Annotated in this window: 15 protein-coding genes and 3 tRNA genes; 12 read left to right on the top strand and 6 right to left on the bottom strand. The window is 76.7% G+C overall.

Annotation, left to right across the window (positions count from 1 at the left end):
• Positions 1-10: 10 nt before the first annotated feature.
• Together EBO35_RS17630 and EBO35_RS17625 are read right to left on the bottom strand one after the other, a co-directional pair.
• Complete coding sequence (locus EBO35_RS17630; protein WP_122818884.1) at positions 11-982, bottom strand: glycosyltransferase; 972 nt, start codon at positions 980-982, stop codon at positions 11-13.
• Positions 982-1,161 carry a hypothetical protein gene (locus tag EBO35_RS17625; RefSeq protein ID WP_122818883.1) on the bottom strand — a complete coding sequence of 60 codons (180 nt, stop codon included), beginning with the start codon at positions 1,159-1,161 and terminating at the stop codon, positions 982-984. The genes EBO35_RS17630 and EBO35_RS17625 overlap by 1 nt, the downstream gene beginning before the upstream one ends.
• 119 nt (positions 1,162-1,280) lie before the next feature.
• On the opposite strand from EBO35_RS17625, the gene EBO35_RS17620 reads away from it, so the two are divergent.
• Genes EBO35_RS17620 through EBO35_RS17590 form a run of 7 tightly spaced genes read left to right on the top strand, consistent with a single transcriptional unit; the run spans position 1,281 to position 9,634 of the window.
• Positions 1,281-2,924: a carbamoyltransferase family protein gene (locus EBO35_RS17620; RefSeq protein WP_122818882.1), complete on the top strand. Its 1,644-nt coding sequence runs from the start codon at positions 1,281-1,283 to the stop codon at positions 2,922-2,924.
• Positions 2,921-4,411 carry an HAD-IIIA family hydrolase gene (locus tag EBO35_RS17615; protein ID WP_122818881.1) on the top strand — a complete coding sequence of 497 codons (1,491 nt, stop codon included), beginning with the start codon at positions 2,921-2,923 and terminating at the stop codon, positions 4,409-4,411. The genes EBO35_RS17620 and EBO35_RS17615 overlap by 4 nt, the downstream gene beginning before the upstream one ends.
• A complete protein-coding gene (locus tag EBO35_RS17610; RefSeq protein ID WP_122818880.1) occupies positions 4,408-5,475 on the top strand; it encodes a glycosyltransferase family 9 protein in 1,068 nt (355 codons plus the stop codon). The genes EBO35_RS17615 and EBO35_RS17610 overlap by 4 nt, the downstream gene beginning before the upstream one ends.
• Positions 5,472-6,710, top strand: a complete 1,239-nt coding sequence (locus EBO35_RS17605) for a glycosyltransferase (protein WP_241153760.1) — start codon at positions 5,472-5,474, stop codon at positions 6,708-6,710. The genes EBO35_RS17610 and EBO35_RS17605 overlap by 4 nt, the downstream gene beginning before the upstream one ends.
• Positions 6,707-7,309: a D-sedoheptulose-7-phosphate isomerase gene (locus EBO35_RS17600; RefSeq protein ID WP_122818879.1), complete on the top strand. Its 603-nt coding sequence runs from the start codon at positions 6,707-6,709 to the stop codon at positions 7,307-7,309. The genes EBO35_RS17605 and EBO35_RS17600 overlap by 4 nt, the downstream gene beginning before the upstream one ends.
• Before the next feature lies 1 nt (position 7,310).
• On the top strand, positions 7,311-8,687 hold the full coding sequence (locus tag EBO35_RS17595; protein WP_122818878.1) for a PfkB family carbohydrate kinase: 1,377 nt from the start codon (positions 7,311-7,313) through the stop codon (positions 8,685-8,687).
• Positions 8,684-9,634 (top strand): glycosyltransferase family 9 protein, encoded by a 951-nt coding sequence (locus EBO35_RS17590; RefSeq protein WP_122818877.1) that lies wholly within the window; start codon positions 8,684-8,686, stop codon positions 9,632-9,634. The genes EBO35_RS17595 and EBO35_RS17590 overlap by 4 nt, the downstream gene beginning before the upstream one ends.
• Here EBO35_RS17590 and EBO35_RS17585 read toward each other — a convergent pair.
• Entirely contained in the window at positions 9,573-10,586 is a 1,014-nt protein-coding gene (locus EBO35_RS17585; RefSeq protein ID WP_241153759.1) for a UDP-glucuronic acid decarboxylase family protein, read from the bottom strand. The genes EBO35_RS17590 and EBO35_RS17585 overlap by 62 nt on opposite strands.
• A 98-nt stretch (positions 10,587-10,684) precedes the next feature.
• Here EBO35_RS17585 and EBO35_RS17580 point away from each other — a divergent pair, with 98 nt between their 5' ends.
• Positions 10,685-11,893, top strand: coding sequence for a GAF and ANTAR domain-containing protein (locus tag EBO35_RS17580; RefSeq protein WP_122818876.1), 1,209 nt, complete (start codon positions 10,685-10,687; stop codon positions 11,891-11,893).
• 24 nt (positions 11,894-11,917) lie between these two features.
• Here the strand turns inward: EBO35_RS17580 and EBO35_RS17575 are convergent, their stop codons facing one another.
• Complete coding sequence (locus EBO35_RS17575) at positions 11,918-12,724, bottom strand: sigma-70 family RNA polymerase sigma factor (protein ID WP_122818875.1); 807 nt, start codon at positions 12,722-12,724, stop codon at positions 11,918-11,920.
• A 283-nt stretch (positions 12,725-13,007) separates the two neighbouring features.
• Positions 13,008-13,081, bottom strand: a tRNA-Phe gene (locus EBO35_RS17570).
• 114 nt (positions 13,082-13,195) lie between these two features.
• On the opposite strand from EBO35_RS17570, the gene EBO35_RS17565 reads away from it, so the two are divergent.
• A tRNA-Glu gene (locus EBO35_RS17565) sits at positions 13,196-13,268 on the top strand.
• Positions 13,269-13,286: 18 nt separating this feature from the next.
• On the opposite strand, the gene EBO35_RS17560 is transcribed toward EBO35_RS17565, so the two are convergent.
• Complete coding sequence (locus EBO35_RS17560; protein ID WP_122818874.1) at positions 13,287-13,904, bottom strand: hypothetical protein; 618 nt, start codon at positions 13,902-13,904, stop codon at positions 13,287-13,289.
• Positions 13,905-13,956: 52 nt separating this feature from the next.
• Between EBO35_RS17560 and EBO35_RS17555 the strand changes: the two genes are divergently transcribed.
• The 3 genes from EBO35_RS17555 (at position 13,957) to EBO35_RS17545 (ending at position 14,925) form a co-directional block, all read left to right on the top strand.
• Positions 13,957-14,304, top strand: a complete 348-nt coding sequence (locus tag EBO35_RS17555) for a YnfA family protein (RefSeq protein ID WP_241153758.1) — start codon at positions 13,957-13,959, stop codon at positions 14,302-14,304.
• Positions 14,305-14,411: 107 nt separating this feature from the next.
• A tRNA-Asp gene (locus EBO35_RS17550) sits at positions 14,412-14,485 on the top strand.
• Between the two features lie 74 nt (positions 14,486-14,559).
• Positions 14,560-14,925, top strand: coding sequence for a metallopeptidase family protein (locus tag EBO35_RS17545; protein ID WP_206422599.1), 366 nt, complete (start codon positions 14,560-14,562; stop codon positions 14,923-14,925).
• Positions 14,926-14,937: the final 12 nt, after the last annotated feature.

Here is a 14,937-nt window from a genome sequence, read left to right as displayed (position 1 = left end):
TGAGTGTCGCTCAGTCGCCGCGGAGGACCCGGTCCAGGACCCGGTCCCACGCCGCCAGGAACCGGGGCAGGCCGTAGTGACGCAGCGCATGGGTCCGGGCCGCCGACCCGCACCCGCGCGCCAGGTCCGGGTCCGCGAGGAACCGCGCCACCGCCGCGGGCAGCTCCTCGCGGCGGGTCGTCAGCACCCCGGCGGACGGCGGCACCGCGGTGACCGCCTCGGTGGTGGCCAGGGCGACCACCGGCATGCCCAGGTGCATCGCCTCGATCAGCGAGAGGCCCAGCGAGGTCCAGCGGGTGGTGTGCACGTAGACCCGGCGCCGGGCCAGCTCCGCGTGCATCCGCTCCTGGGGCAGGTCCTCGTAGGTCCGCAGCCGCTCGGGGCCCAGTCCGAGCTCGGCGCCGAGCTTCTCGACGTTCATCCCGAACACGTCCACGCCGCCGGCGGCCGTCAGCCCGGGGACCAGGTCCGTGCCCACGAACCGGCCGCGGCGCACCGGGTCGTTCACGACGACAGCCGCGCGGGCCACCTCCCCGGTGTAGCGGTGCCCGGGGTCGACGACCCCGTGGTCGACCACCAGCGTCGGCGCACTCCCGCAGTCCCAGAAGAGGTCGTTGAACGCGGTGACGTGCACGACCGGGACGGCGTCCTGGCCGGCCATCGGGTGCCGGGTGAGCGGAACGTCGCCGACCGGCGTGTTGTGCTCGACGTACACCGCCGGGACGTCGCGCCCGGGCCGGCGCCCGGTCCACTCCTCGGCGAGCCGCTTCTCGTGCGGCCGCTGCAGCACGACGAGGTCGAGCGCGGTCTCGCGCAGCTGCTCGATCGGCACCTCGCGCACGCTGGCCGGCCAGTCCCAGGTGCGGGCCCGGCCCAGGCCGTCCGGGCCGCGGTCGGCGGTCACCGGCAGCAGGTACTCGTGGGGGCCCTGGACGAACGAGGTGGTCCAGGAGCCGTGCACGTGCCAGAGCAGAATTCGCATCAGCCCACCGCCGCCGGCCCCCGGCCCAGTGACCAACCCAGCGACCGGCCCAGCGCCCGGCCCAGCGACCGGCCCAGCGCCCGGTCGGCGTCGACCCCGATCACTGGGTGGCCCAGCGCGGCGAGGCAGGCGGCGTGGGCCGCGCCGAGGTAGCCGGTGCCCAGGACGGAGATCAGCACGGCGGCTGGTGACCGGGCGGCCCCTCTTCATGCATGCTGGCGAGATCGCAATGTGATGTTTGCCACACCAGGTACGGGACACCGGCGCGGCGCTGTCCCCCGTCCGCCCAGGAGGCTCGGTGAAGGTACTCGGCGTCAACGCGCTCTTCCACGACCCGGCCGCGGCGCTCGTCATCGACGGGACGGTCGTGGCCGCGGCCGAGGAGGAGCGGTTCAGCCGGCGCAAGCACGGCCACCGCCCGGTCCCGTTCGCCGCCTGGGAGCTCCCGGAGCAGGCGGCGCGGTGGTGCCTGGAGCACGCCGGCCTGGACGTCGGTGACCTCGACGCCGTCACCTACTCCTTCGACCCGGCGCTGGCGGAGCCGGCCGAGGGGCTGGGCCTCTTCGACCCCTGGGACCACCTGCGCCGTACCTACGCCCGCGAGGCGCCCGGCTTCCTCGCCACCGCGCTGCCCGGGCTGGATCCGGCCCAGGTGCGGTTCGTGCCGCACCACGTCGCGCACGCGGGCTCGGCCGCCCTGGCCGCGCCGTGCGCGGACGCCGACGTGCTGGTGCTGGACGGCCGCGGCGAGTGCGGCAGCTCCCTGGCCGGGACCTACGCGGGGGGCGAGCTGACGGTGCACGCCGCGCAGCGGCTCCCGCACTCGCTGGGGCTGCTCTACGAGGACCTCACCGACCACCTCGGGTTCCTGCGCTCCAGCGACGAGTTCAAGGTGATGGCCCTCGCCTCCTACGGCTCGCCGCGGTTCCTCGACGAGATCCGGCCGCTGGTCCGCCCGGACGGCCACGGCGGCTTCGTCACCGAGCGGGTCGACTGGCAGTCGCTGGCGAAGCGGCTGGCGCCGGGGGAGGAGTGGAGCCAGGACCACGCCGACCTCGCCGCGACCGTCCAGGTCCGCCTCGAGGAGGTGCTGCTGGAGCTGGCGCGCTGGCTGCGGGAGCGCTCCGGCGGGTCCCGGCTGACCCTCGCCGGCGGGGTGGCGCTCAACTGCGTGGCCAACACCCGGCTGCACGCCGAGAGCGGGTACGACGAGGTGTGGGTGCAGCCGGCGGCCGGGGACGCCGGCACCGCCCTGGGTGGGGCCCTGCACGTCGCGGCCGGCGTCGGCGACCGGATCGAGCCGATGCCCGGCGCCGACCTCGGACGCGGTTGGGACGACGAGGAGATCGGCGCCCGGCTGCGCACCGCCCAGGTCCCCCACGAGCGGGTCGACGACCCCGCCCGGCTGGCCGCCGAGACCGCCGCGTGCCTCGCCGCCGACGGCGTCGTCGCCTGGTTCCAAGGCCGCAGCGAGTTCGGCCCGCGGGCCCTCGGTCACCGCTCGCTGCTGGCGAACCCCGCGCACGCGGTGAACCTGGAGCGGCTCAACGACGTCAAGGGCCGCGAGCAGTTCCGCCCGGTCGCGCCGATGGTGCTGGCCGAGCGGGCCGCGGAGATCTTCTCCCGCGGCCCGCTGCCCTCGCCGTACATGCTCTTCGTCCACGACGTCGCGCCGGCGTGGCGCGACCGGATCCCGGCCGTCGTCCACGTCGACGGCACCGCGCGGGTGCAGACCGTGGACCGCGAGCAGGAGCCGCTGATGGCGCGGGTCCTGGAGGAGTTCGACCGCCGCACCGGGCTCCCGGTCGTCGTCAACACCAGCCTGAACACCGCGGGCCGGCCGATGGTCGACGACCCCCGCGACGCGCTGGAGTGCTTCGGGTCGGCGCCGGTCTCGATGCTGGTGATCGGCTCGTTCCTGGTCCGGAGACCGGGGTGGTGAGCACGACACTCGTCGTCCCCACCCTCGGCCGGCCCAGTCTGGAGGCGCTGCTGGACGCGCTCGCGGAGCAGGACCGATGGCTGGCGGCTCCGGTGCTGCTCGTCGACGACCGGCCGACCGGCCCGCCGCTGGACCTGCTCCGTCGCGGGCTCGACCTGCGGGTGCTGCGCTCCCACGGCCGCGGCCCGGCCCGGGCCCGCAACCTGGGCTGGCGCCACGCCCGCACCCCGTGGGTCTCGTTCCTCGACGACGACGTGCTGCCCGGACGGTCCTGGTACGCCGACCTCGACGCCGACCTCCAGCGCGCCGAGGCGGCCGCGGCGGTCGGCTCCACCGCCCGGGTCCAGGTGCCGCTGCCGCTCGGGCGCCGTCCCACCGATTGGGAGCGTGGGACCGCCGGCCTCGAGACCGCGCGCTGGATCACCGCGGACCTGAGCTACCGGCGCGACGCGCTGGCCCGGGTCGGGGGCTTCGACGAGCGGTTCCCACGGACGTTCCGGGAGGACGCCGACCTGGCCCTGCGGGTGCTGGCCACCCACGGTGAGGCCGCGATCGTCGACGGCGCCAGGTCAGTGGTCCACCCGGTCCGTCCCAGCGACGACTGGGCGAGCCTGCGTCAGCAGGCCGGCAACGCCGACGACGCGCTGATGCTGGCCCGCCACGGCAGCGGCTGGCACGCCCGGGCCGGCGCGCCCCGCGGCCGGCTGCGCCGGCACACCGCGGTGGTCGCGGCCGGGGCCGCCGCCCTGGCGGGCCTGGTCGCCCGGCGCCGACGCCTCACGGTGGCGGGCACCGTGGGCTGGCTGGTCGGGACCGGCGAGCTGGCGCTCGCACGGGTGCTGCCCGGGCCCCGCACCGCCGACGAGGTACGCCGGATGGTGCTGACCAGCGTGGCCATCCCGCCGGCGGCCGTCTACCACCGGCTGCGCGGGGAGCTGCGGCACCGCACCGCCGGGCCGTGGCGGGGAGCGCCGGACCTGGTGCTGCTCGACCGCGACGGGACCCTCGTGCAGGACGTCCCCTACAACGCCGACCCCGACGAGGTGCGCCCGATGGCCGGCGCGGCCGCGGCCCTGGCCCGGCTGCGCGCGGAGGGGATCCGCACCGGCGTGGTCACCAACCAGTCCGGGGTGGCCCGCGGGCTGATCGCGGCCGAGGAGCTGCAGGCCGTCAACGACCGCGTCGAGGAGCTCCTGGGCCCCTTCGACGGCTGGTACGTCTGCTGCCACGGCCCCGAGGAAGGCTGCGGCTGCCGCAAACCGGAGCCGGGGCTGGTCTCCCAGGCCTGCGCCGAGCACGGCGTCGACCCCGGGTGCTGCGTCGTGGTCGGGGACATCGGGTCCGACCTGGGCGCCGCCCGGGCCGCGGGCGCGTCCGGCGTCCTGGTGCCGACCCCCGCGACCCGGGCGGACGAGGTGGCCGCGGCGCCGCGCGTGGCGCCGACGCTCGGGGCGGCGGTCGACCTGGTGCTCGGAGGCCGCTGGTGACGCACACGCTCGCGGTGCGCCTCGACAGCCTCGGTGACGTGCTCGTCACCGGGCCGGCCCTCCGCGCCCTGGCGGCCACCTCCGAGCGGCTGACGCTGCTGTGCGGTCCCCGCGGCCGGCCCGCGGCCGAGCTGCTGCCCGGCGTCGACGAGGTGCTCGCCTGGGAGGCAGGGTGGATCGACCCGGAGCCGCAGCCGGTGCGGGCCGCCGACGTCCTGGGGCTGGCCGCCGACCTGGAGCGGCGCCGGATCGACCGGGCAGTGGTCTTCACCTCCTTCCACCAGTCGCCGCTCCCGACGGCCCTGGTGCTGCGGCTGGCGGCGGTGCCGTGGGTGGGCGCGATCAGCGAGGACTACCCGGGCTCGCTGCTGGACCTGCGCCACCGCGTCGACGACGACCTGCCCGAGCCGGAGCGGGCCCTCGCGCTGGCGAGCGCCGCCGGCGGCGCGCTGCTCCCGACCGACGACGGCCGGCTGGCGGTCCGGCCCGACGTCGTGGCCGCCGAGCCGCCGCTGCGACCCGGCTACGTGGTGCTGCACCCGGGCACGTCGGTGCCGGCGCGCGCCTGGCCGCCCGAGCACTTCCGCGAGCTGTGCGCCGCGCTGACCGGCCGCGGGACCCCGGTGGTCGTGACCGGGGCCCCCGACGAGGCCGCGCTCACGGCGTACGTGGCCAGTGGCTCCGTCGGCGTTGTTGATGGCGCCTCCGCCGGCGTGGTCGACCTCGGCGGGGCCACCGATCTGGCCGGGCTCGCGGCGGTGCTGGCCCGGGCCGCCGCCGTGGTGGTCGGCAACACCGGCCCGGCCCACCTGGCGGCGGCGGTCGGCGCCCCCGTGGTCTCGCTGTTCGCGCCGACCGTGCCCGCGCGGCGCTGGGCGCCGTACGGCGTGCGGCGGGTGCTCGGCGACCAGCGGGCGCCCTGCCGCGACACCCGGGCCACCCGGTGCCCCGTGCCGGGGCATCCCTGCCTGTCCGGCGTGGCGCCGCAGGACGTCCTGCGGGCGCTCGACGACCTCTGCGGACGCTCCGACCGGGAGCCTGCCGCGGGAAGGAGCATCCCTTGACGTCAGGCCTGAAGATCGCCCTGGTCTCCGAGCACGCCGATCCGCTGGCCGCGCTCGGGGGCGCCGACGCCGGCGGCCAGAACGTCCACGTCGCCGCCCTGGCGGCCGGCCTGGCCCGCCGCGGCCACGAGGTCGTCGTCCACACCCGGCGCACCGACCCGGACGCGCCCGCCACGGTGCGGGCCCCGGGCGGCTACCTCGTCGACCGGGTCACGGCGGGCCCGGCGGCCGAGCTGGCCAAGGACGAGCTGCTGCCGTACGTGCCGAGGCTGGGGGAGGGGCTCGCCGAGCGCTGGGCCGCGGACCCGGTGGACGTGGTCCATGCCCACTTCTGGATGAGCGGGTTGGCCGCGCTGCGCGGCGTCGCGGGGGCGGGCGTCCCGGTCGTGCAGACGTTCCACGCGCTGGGGTCGGTCAAGCGGCGCCACCAGGGCGAGGCCGACACCAGCCCGCCCGAGCGGATCGAGCAGGAGGCGCGGCTGTGCGCCGAGGTGGACCGGGTGATCGCGACCTGCACCGACGAGGTCGGCGAGCTGGAGCGGCTCGGGCTGGCGCCCGGGAGGGCCAGCGTGATCCCGTGCGGCGTCGACACCCGGCAGTTCCGGCCGGGCCCCGGCCGGGTCTCGCCGCAGGGCCGGCACCGGGTGCTGGTGATCGGCCGGATGGTGCCCCGCAAGGGCGTCGACACCGTCATCGAGGCCGTCGCGGACCTCCCGGAGGTGGAGCTGGTGATCGCCGGCGGCCCGCCCCCGGCCAGGCTCGCGGAGGACCCGCACCTGCGGGCGCTGTGCGCGCTGGCGCAGCGGGCGGGCGTGGCCCACCGGACCCGGTTCCTCGGCGGGGTGGCGCAGCGCGACGTCGCCGCGCTGATCCGGGGCTGCTCCGTGGTCGCCACGGTGCCCTGGTACGAGCCCTTCGGCATCACGCCCCTGGAGGCCATGGCCTGCGGCCGTCCGGTCGTGGGCTCGGCCGTCGGTGGGCTCCTGGACACCGTCGTCCCGGGCCGGACCGGCGAGCTGGTCCCGCCGCGCGACCCGGTCGCCCTCGCGGCCGCCCTGCGCGAGCTGCTCGCCGACCCCGCCCGCCGCGCGGCGTACGGCGAGGAGGGGCGCCGCCGCGCCGTGGCGCACTACGACTGGGACCAGGTCGTCCGCCGCACCGAGGAGGTCTACCGGGGCCTCGCCCGCCCCGTCCCCGCCCGCCAGGACCGCAGCAGCGAGGAGGTCGCCCGATGACCACGAGTCCGCACCCGCCAGCCCCGACCGACGCCACCCCCTGCGACCACGCCCACGTCGCCGAGCTGCGCGAGGCGCTCGACGCCTTCGACGGCTGTGTCGGCGTCGCCGACCTCTGGGGCCGCGACCTCGCCGCGGTGCTCGCCCGCGGAGGCCGGCTGCTCGCCGCCGGCAACGGCGGGAGCGCGGCCCAGGCCCAGCACCTGACCGCCGAGCTCGTGGGCCGCTACCGCAAGGACCGGGCCCCGTTCTCGGCCATCTGCCTGAGCTCGGAGACCTCCAGTCTCACCGCGATCTGCAACGACTATCCCGCCGAGGAGCTCTTCGCCCGCCAGGTCGAGGCGCACGGGCGGCCCGGGGACGTGCTGGTGCTGATGTCGACGAGCGGGCGCAGCCCGAACCTGGTCGCCGCGGCCGAGCGCGGCCGCCGCTCGGGCCTGCAGGTGTGGGCGCTGACCGGTCCGGCGCCGAACCCGCTGGCCGACGCGGCGACGCGGGCCTGCTCGGTGGACGCTCGCTACACCGCCACGGTCCAGGAGCTGCACCTGGTGGCGCTGCACCTGGTGTGCGCCTCCTTCGACCGCGAGCTGGAGGCCTGAGGTGGGCGCCCCCGTCGTCGTGGTCGGCGACGCGCTCCTGGACGCCGACCTCAGGGGCCGGGCCGGCCGGCTCGCCCCGGACGCGCCGGTGCCTGTCGTCGACCGGATCTCCGAGGTGCTCCGCCCCGGCGGGGCCGCCCTGGCCGCGGCGCTGGCCGCCGCCGACGGCCATGACGTGGTGCTGGTGAGCGCGGTCGTGGCCGACGAGGACGGCCAGCGGCTCGCGGACCTGGTCGCCGGCAGCGGCGTCCGGCTGGTCCCGGTGCCGCGGGTGGGCAGCACCCCGATCAAGCGCCGGGTGCTGGCGGGCGGGCAGCCGGTGGTGCGGCTCGACAGCGGCACCGACGGCCGGATCGGCGAGCTGCCCGACGAGGTCGGTCTCGCGCTCGCCGGCGCCGGCGCCGTGCTCGTCTCCGACTACGGCCGCGGGCTGGTCGAGGTGCCCGCGGTCCGGGCCGCGCTGGAGCGCGCCGCGATCCGGGCCCCGCTGGTCTGGGACCCCCACCCGTGCGGGCCGGCGCCGGTCGCCGGAGCCCGCGTGGTCACGCCGAACGCCGCCGAGGCCGCCGCGCTGGTCCCGGAGCCGACCGGCGAGAGCCTGGCAGCGGTGGCCGCCCGGGCGGCGGCGCTGGTGGCGCGCTGGCGCGCCCACGCCGTCGCGGTGACGCTCGGCAGCCGCGGCGCGCTGCTCTCCCAGGGCGGGTCCTCCCCGTCGGTGATCCCGGCCCCGCCGGTGCGGGCGGCTGATCCCTGCGGCGCCGGGGACCGCTTCGCCGCCGCGATCGCCGGCGCGCTGGCCTCCGGGGCGGTCACGCTCGAGGCCGTGCACGCGGCGGTGGCCGCCGCCTCGGCGTACGTCGCGGCGGGCGGGGCCGCGGGCCTGGCCCGCGAGGACCGCCCGGCCCCCGGAGAGCCGGCCGACCCGGTGGAGCGGGTCCGGGCCGCCGGGGGGACGGTCGTGGCCACCGGCGGCTGCTTCGACCTGATCCATGCCGGGCACGTCGCGACGCTGGAGGCGGCGCGCTCGCTCGGCGACTGCCTGGTGGTCTGCCTCAACTCCGACGACTCCGTGCGCCGCCTCAAGGGGCCGCAGCGCCCGCTCGTGCCCGCTGTCGACCGGGCCCGGGTGCTCGGCGCCCTCGCCCCGGTGGACGCGGTCGTGGTCTTCGAGGAGGACACCCCGGTGGAGGTGCTGCGCCGGATCCGTCCCGACATGTGGGCGAAGGGCGGCGACTACGCGGGAGCCGAGCTGCCGGAGGCGGCGCTGCTGCGCGAGTGGGGCGGGCAGTCGGTGGTGCTGCCCTACCTCGACGGGCGCTCCACGACCGGGCTGGTGTCGGCGGCCGCGGAGCGGAGCCCGCTCCGCCCGGCGCCGTGAGGCCGCGGGCGCTGGTCCTGCGGGCGCTGGGACTGGGTGACTTCCTCGCCGGCGTCCCGGCCCTGCGGGCGCTGCGCCGCGCGCTGGCCGACCACGAGACGGTGCTGGCCGCCCCCTCCGCGCTCGCCCCCCTGGTCACGCTGAGCGGTGCGGTGGACCGGCTGCTGCCGACCGGCGAGCTGGAGTCGGTGCCGTGGTCGGGTCCCCCGCCCCAGATCGCCGTCGACCTGCACGGCAACGGCCCGGCCAGCAAGGCGGTGCTGCAGGCCCTGCGACCGGGGCGGCTGGTCGCCTTCGGGGGCCCGGGCGCGGACGGGGCGTCCGTGCCCGGTCCGGCGTGGGATGTCGACGAGCACGAGCGGGACCGGTGGTGCCGGCTCGTCGCCGACGCCTTCGGGCGGAACGCCGACCCCGAGGACCTGCTGCTGCCGGTGCCGCTGGTGCCCGTCCCGGCGCGCGGCGCCGTCGTCGTGCACCCGGGGGCCGCGTCGGGTGCCCGCCGCTGGCCCGCTGCCCGGTACGCCGCGGTGGCGCAGTGGGCCCTCGCCGCCGGTGCCCGGGTCGTGGTCACCGGCGGCGACGCCGAGCGACCGCTGGCACTGCAGGTCTGCCGGCTCGCCGGCCTGCCGGAGACCGCCTGCCTGGCCGGGCGCACCAACCTGTGCGAGCTGGCCGCCCTGGTCGCCTCCGCCCGCCTGGTGGTGTGCGGCGACACCGGGATGGCCCACCTCGCCTCGGCCTACCGGACGCCGTCGGTCGTGCTGTTCGGCCCGACTCCGCCGCAGCGCTGGGGTCCGCCCGCGGACGGCCCGCACGACGCGGTCTGGCTCGGCACCGCGCCCGGGGACCCGCACGCCGGCCGGGTGGACCCGGCGCTGCTGCGGGTCACCGTGCCCGACGTCGTCCGCCGGGCCTCGCTCCGGTCGGGACTTCCGCTCGGGAGCTGAGCTCCCCGCGCATCCAGGCGACGGTGCGCGCGAGACCGTCCGCCACCGGCACTCGCGGCTCCCAGCCCAGCAGCTCCCGGCACCGGGTCAGGTCGGGCCGGCGGCGCCGCGGGTCGTCCTCGGGCAGGTCGACGAACCGGATCGCCGAGCCGGACCCGACCACCGCGCGGACGGCCTCGGCGAGGTCGAGCACGGTGACCTCGTCCTCGCTGCCGAGGTTCAGCGGGCCCGGCTGGCCGGAGGCGAACAGGCACACCAGGCCGTCGACGGTGTCGGAGACGTAGCACAGCGAGCGGGTCTGACTGCCGTCGCCGGCGACCGTGAGCGGGCGCCCGGCCAGCGCCTGGTCGACGAAGGTGGGCACCATCCGTCCGTCGTCGGTGCTCATCCGCGGCCCGTAGGTGTTGAAGATCCGGGCGATCGCGGTGTCGGTGCCGCGGGCGCGCCGGTAGGCGGCGGTGAGCGCCTCGGCGTACCGCTTCGCCTCGTCGTACACGCTGCGCGGGCCGACCGGGTTCACGTGCCCCCAGTAGTCCTCGCTCTGGGGGTGCTGCTCGGGGTCCCCGTAGACCTCCGAGGTCGAGGCGAGCAGGAACCGGGCGTCGTGCCGGTCGGCGAGCTCGAGGGCGTGTCGGGTGCCTTCGCTGCCGACCCGCAGCGTCTCCAGCGGGTGGCGCAGGTAGTGCGCGGGGGACGCCGGCGAGGCCAGGTGCAGGATCCCGTCGACCGGGCCCTCGACGGGCAGGCCGGCGCACAGGTCCGCGTGCACCAGCTCGAACCCGGGGTGGCCGCGCAGGCCCGCGACGTTCTCGGGGCGGCCGGTGACGAAGGAGTCCACGCAGACCACCGACGCGCCGTCGGCGACGAGCCGCTCGCAGAGCCAGGAGCCGACGAACCCGGCGCCGCCGGTCACCACGATCCGGCTGCCCGCCACGTCGGTCCGTCCGCTCACGGCGCGGGGTACCCCTCCGCTCCCGGCGTACGCCTCGAGGCCCGCCGGCCGGGCGCCGGGGCACGAATGGCGCGACCGGCGACGGGGAATCGGAAGGGATGGGCTCACGATTCCACGCCGGCGCAGCGGCCGACCGGACTGCCGGGAGCCCGGTGGCGCCGCTCGACGACGACGACCTGCTCGACCTGCGGGAGGAGGGTCCCGGCCGGCGGACGCCCCGCGAGCAGATCGCCAGGCTCCTGCACCAGCAGTCGCTCCAGCAGGTCCAGCACGAGCGCCTGCTCAGCCGGCTTCCGGTCCCGGTGCTGATCACCGACCGGTACGGCGCCGTCCGCGCCGTCAACGCGGCCGCGGCCGTGCTGGCCGGCCGGCACCCGGCCCAGCTGGAGGGCAGGGCGGTCTTCGCGTTCTTCTCCGCCGAGGACCGCACGGGGCTCCAGGAGCTGCTGGCCGGGGTCGGCGCGGAGCCGTCCGGCACCCGGCGGGCCGGGCGGCTCCTGACCCGGTCCGGGCATGCCGTCGCGGTGACCGTCTCGCTCACGCCGCTGGACGTCGCGGAGGGCACGGTGAGCTGGCTGCTGGTGACCTCCGACCACGCCAGCGGCGTCGACGAGGCGCAGCCGCTCTCGGAGGGGCTGCGGCGCCTGGCCGCGATCGAGGCCGAGGGCCGCACTGCGGCAGAGCTGGTCCAGGAGGCGGCCCTGGCCTGCGGTGACGTGCTCGGCCCGCTCGTGGACGTGACCATCCAGCTCGGCCCTCCCGAGCGGCCCGACCTGGTCGCGTCGACGTCGCAGGTGGCGCAGGCGATGGACGGTGCGCAGCTGCTGGCCGGGGAGGGGCCGGCGGCCACGGCCTTCCGCGAGGGCGAGCTGGTCTGGGTCGAGGACGTGCACCGCGACACCCGCTGGCCCGCGCTGGCCGACGCCGCTCCCGCTCCGGTCGGCGGCGTCGTCGCGGTGCCGATGGTGGGGGAGGACCGCGTGCGCGGGGTCCTGAGCGCCTACCGGCTCGAGGCCGGGGTGGACGGGCGCCTGCTGGAGCTGGCCGAGCTGCTCGCGATCACGGTGCGGGGCCTGCTGCAGGAGCTCGACCTGGAGGAGGAGCTGCGCCGCGCCGCCGACGACCTGCAGCGGGCGCTGACCTCGCGCTCGGACATCGACCAGGCGAAGGGCATCGTGATGGCTCAGCAGGGGTGTGGGCCCGAGGAGGCCTTCGACCACCTCGTCGCCCTGGCCAGCTCCGAGCACGTCAAGCTCCGCGAGGTCGCCCGGCTGATGGTCCGGCGGTTCGCCGGCGGCACCGCCTGAGCGTCGGTCAGCGGCGCCGCGGCGTCAGCCGACCGGCTCGTCGATCTGGCCCCGCAGCTCCAGCAGGATCCGCTTGAGCAGCCGGGACACCTGCATCTGCGTGACCCCGAGGTCCCGGCCGATCTCCTCCTGGGTGCGGTCCTCGAAGAAGCGCAGGTAGAGGATCCGGCGGTCGCGCTCGGAGAGGTTCCGGAGCACGGGCCGCAGCACCGTGCGCGCCTCGGCGGCGCCGACGGACTGGTCCTCGCCGAGGAGCTCGCCGATCGAGGTCGGCGAGCTGGTCGTGGCCGGCCGGTCCAGGGAGATCGGCTGGAAGCAGCCGAACGCGCCCGTGGCCTGGTCGTAGTCCTCGCGGGAGACGCCCAGGTCGGCCCGGACCTCGTCGTGGGTGGGATCGCGGCCGAGCTCCTGCGCGAGCCGCTCGATCGCATGGTTCACGCGGCCCTGGAGCTCCTGGACCCGCCGGGTCGGCCGGATCGCCCAGCCGTGGTCGCGGAAGTGCCGCTGGATCTCGCCCCGGATCGTCGGGACCGCATAGGTGAGCAGGTCCTCGGCGCGGTCGGCGTCGTAGCGGAACACGGCCCGGGTCAGGCCGAGGTAGGCCACCTGGTGGAGGTCGTCGAGCGAGACCCCGCGGTTGCGGTAGCGCGAGGCCACGGACTCCGCGACCCCGCGGTTGAGGACGATGACCTCGTCCAGCAGCTCGCGTCGTCGGACCTCGTCGGAGCAGCCGGCAACCTCCCGCAGCAGCGCCGCCGTCCGGGTGGAGCGCTCGGCGCGGCCGAGCGCGCGCTCGTTCTGGGGAGTGCGGGCGGTCTGGACGGCCGTCACCGCCGAACCACCGACTCGGTCGTCGGGGGCGGTGTCTGGATCAGGGGTGCGGCGCCGGGGACGGCGGCCGGAGGGAAGTGGCTGTCGGCGGAGGTGCCGGGAGCATCGTCGGTCACGAAGGGTCCTCGGGGGCCGGTCCGGCGCCGTGGCTCAGCACCGGACCTCGACTGTGTCACCGACTGGTCTAGCCCTCAACACCCCCAGGGGTGGGACCGGAAAAGCAGATCGCCCCCGCCGGGAACCGGTGGGGGCGATCACGCAGGCCAGGGACCTGCGGTGCTCGTGGGCAGGGGCGGGGTCGAACCGCCGACCTTCCACTTTTCAGGCGGACGCTCGTACCAACTGAGCTACCTGCCCGAGCGAGTCGAAACCATACAGGAGTCGATCGCGGCGGGCCGAATTCCGGGTCCCGGGCCGTGGGTGGCGGGTTGGGGAGCCGATCGGCCTGCCCCTATGCTGCTGCCCAGTCCGGCCCCCATCGTCTAGCGGCCCAGGACCCCGCCCTTTCACGGCGGTAGCACGGGTTCGAATCCCGTTGGGGGTACTGCGTGCTCCGGAGGGCTCAGCACTCGTCGAGGTGCCAGAACCCCTGCTCGCGCACCCACGGCTGGCGCCGGTGGGCCGGGGCGTTGCCGGTGAACCGGTAGGTCAGCGTGGCGCTCTCGCCGGCGACCTTGGCGTCGTAGCTCGAGATCGGCTGCGGGCTGCCGTACTTCTGGCCGGCCGCGATCGCCTCGTCGCCGAAGGCCACCATGTCGACGGTGTCCTTGCAGCGCTCGGAGAGCAGGTCGAAGGCGGCCGGGGCGTCGCCGGTGAGGAACGCGTCGGCGTACGCCTGGGCGGCGACGCGCAGCGCGGGGTCGGAGGCGGGAGTCTCGGCGGGAGCAGGGGGGCTGGGCGCCGGGGTGCCGCTGGGCGCAGTCGGCTCCGACGGGCCGGACGGTGTCGAGGACGTCGCCGGGGCCGGCGCCGAGGTGCTGGGCGTCGGGGCGGGGGGTGTGGTGGTGCTCGGGGTGGGGGTGCTCGAGACGGTGGGCGTCGGGTCCGCTGCGCTGTCGCCACCCGTGTCGCCGTCGCTGTCGCCGCCGCACGCGGTCAGGACGGTCGCCAGGACGAGGGCGGCCAGGGCGGGGGCGGCCAGGGCGGGGGTGGGGAGGGCCAGCAGGCGGGGACGGCGCATGGCGTCATCCTGCCAAGGAGGCCGGTCCGGGCGGTGCTGCCACACTGGCCGCGTGGACGGTCCTCTCGACGTGGTGCGCTCCCTGGCCCTGTTCGTCGCTGCCGCGGTCGCGGAGATCGGTGGCGCCTGGCTGATCTGGCAGGGCGTGCGCGAGCACCGGGGCTGGATCTGGATCGGCGCGGGCGTGGTCGCGCTCGGGGTCTACGGGTTCGTGGCCACCCTCCAGCCCGACGCCAGCTTCGGACGGATCCTGGCGGCGTACGGCGGAGTCTTCGTCGCCGGCTCGCTGGCCTGGGGGATGGCTCTGGACGGGTTCCGTCCGGACCGGTACGACGTCGCCGGGGCCCTGGTGTGCCTGGTCGGTGTCGCGGTGATCATGTACGCGCCGCGGTCCGCCTGACCTGGCCGCAAGCATGCTCCCGGGAGTCGCCGGGACCCTCGATTGGGACTGCGGGCCATCGGTAAGTTACTGTTCCATCGCTCGGCCGCACAGCGGTTCGTAGCACTGGCCCCGTAGCGCAGTTGGTTAGCGCGCCGCCCTGTCACGGCGGAGGCCGCGGGTTCGAGTCCCGTCGGGGTCGCAGCAGAGACGAAACGAGACGCCCCGGATCCTTTGATCCGGGGCGTTTCGTGCGTCCGGGCCGGGTGCGGGAGGATGGCCGGCGTGCCGATCGAGATGGACCCCGTGCGCTTCGACCGGCTCGTCGACGCCGCGCTCGACGAGATCCCCGACGAGCTGGCCCGCCTGGTCCGCAATGTCGTGGTGCTGGTCGAGGAGTCCCCGCCCCCGGGCGAGCCCGCCGACCTGCTCGGCCTCTACGAGGGGGTCGCGCTGACCGAGCGGGACAGCACGGTGCTGGGCGGGCTCCCGGACCGGATCTTCATCTTCCGGGGACCGCTGCTCGACCTGTGCTCCTCGGAGGAGGAGCTGGTCGAGGAGGTGCGGATCACCGTCGTGCACGAGGTCGCCCACCACTTCGGGATCGACGACGATCGGCTGCACGAGCTCGGCTACGGCTGACCGGCTCCGGCT

It is taken from the genome of Nocardioides pantholopis (genome assembly GCF_003710085.1).
Lineage (GTDB): Bacteria > Actinomycetota > Actinomycetes > Propionibacteriales > Nocardioidaceae > Nocardioides > Nocardioides pantholopis.
Note: the sequence above shows the minus strand (reverse complement) of the source record. Positions and strands in the feature narration are given on the sequence as shown.

What these genes read in the sequence shown, in the direction of transcription:
- EBO35_RS17560 (WP_122818874.1), bottom strand. Translation starts at nt 13,904, where the DNA reads ATGCGCCGTCCCCGCCTGCTGGCCCTCCCCACCCCCGCCCTGGCCGCC.
- EBO35_RS17630 (WP_122818884.1), bottom strand. Translation starts at nt 982, where the DNA reads ATGCGAATTCTGCTCTGGCACGTGCACGGCTCCTGGACCACCTCGTTC.
- EBO35_RS17545 (WP_206422599.1), top strand. Translation starts at nt 14,560, where the DNA reads ATGGCCGGCGTGCCGATCGAGATGGACCCCGTGCGCTTCGACCGGCTC.
- EBO35_RS17600 (WP_122818879.1), top strand. Translation starts at nt 6,707, where the DNA reads ATGACCACGAGTCCGCACCCGCCAGCCCCGACCGACGCCACCCCCTGC.
- EBO35_RS17580 (WP_122818876.1), top strand. Translation starts at nt 10,685, where the DNA reads ATGGGCTCACGATTCCACGCCGGCGCAGCGGCCGACCGGACTGCCGGG.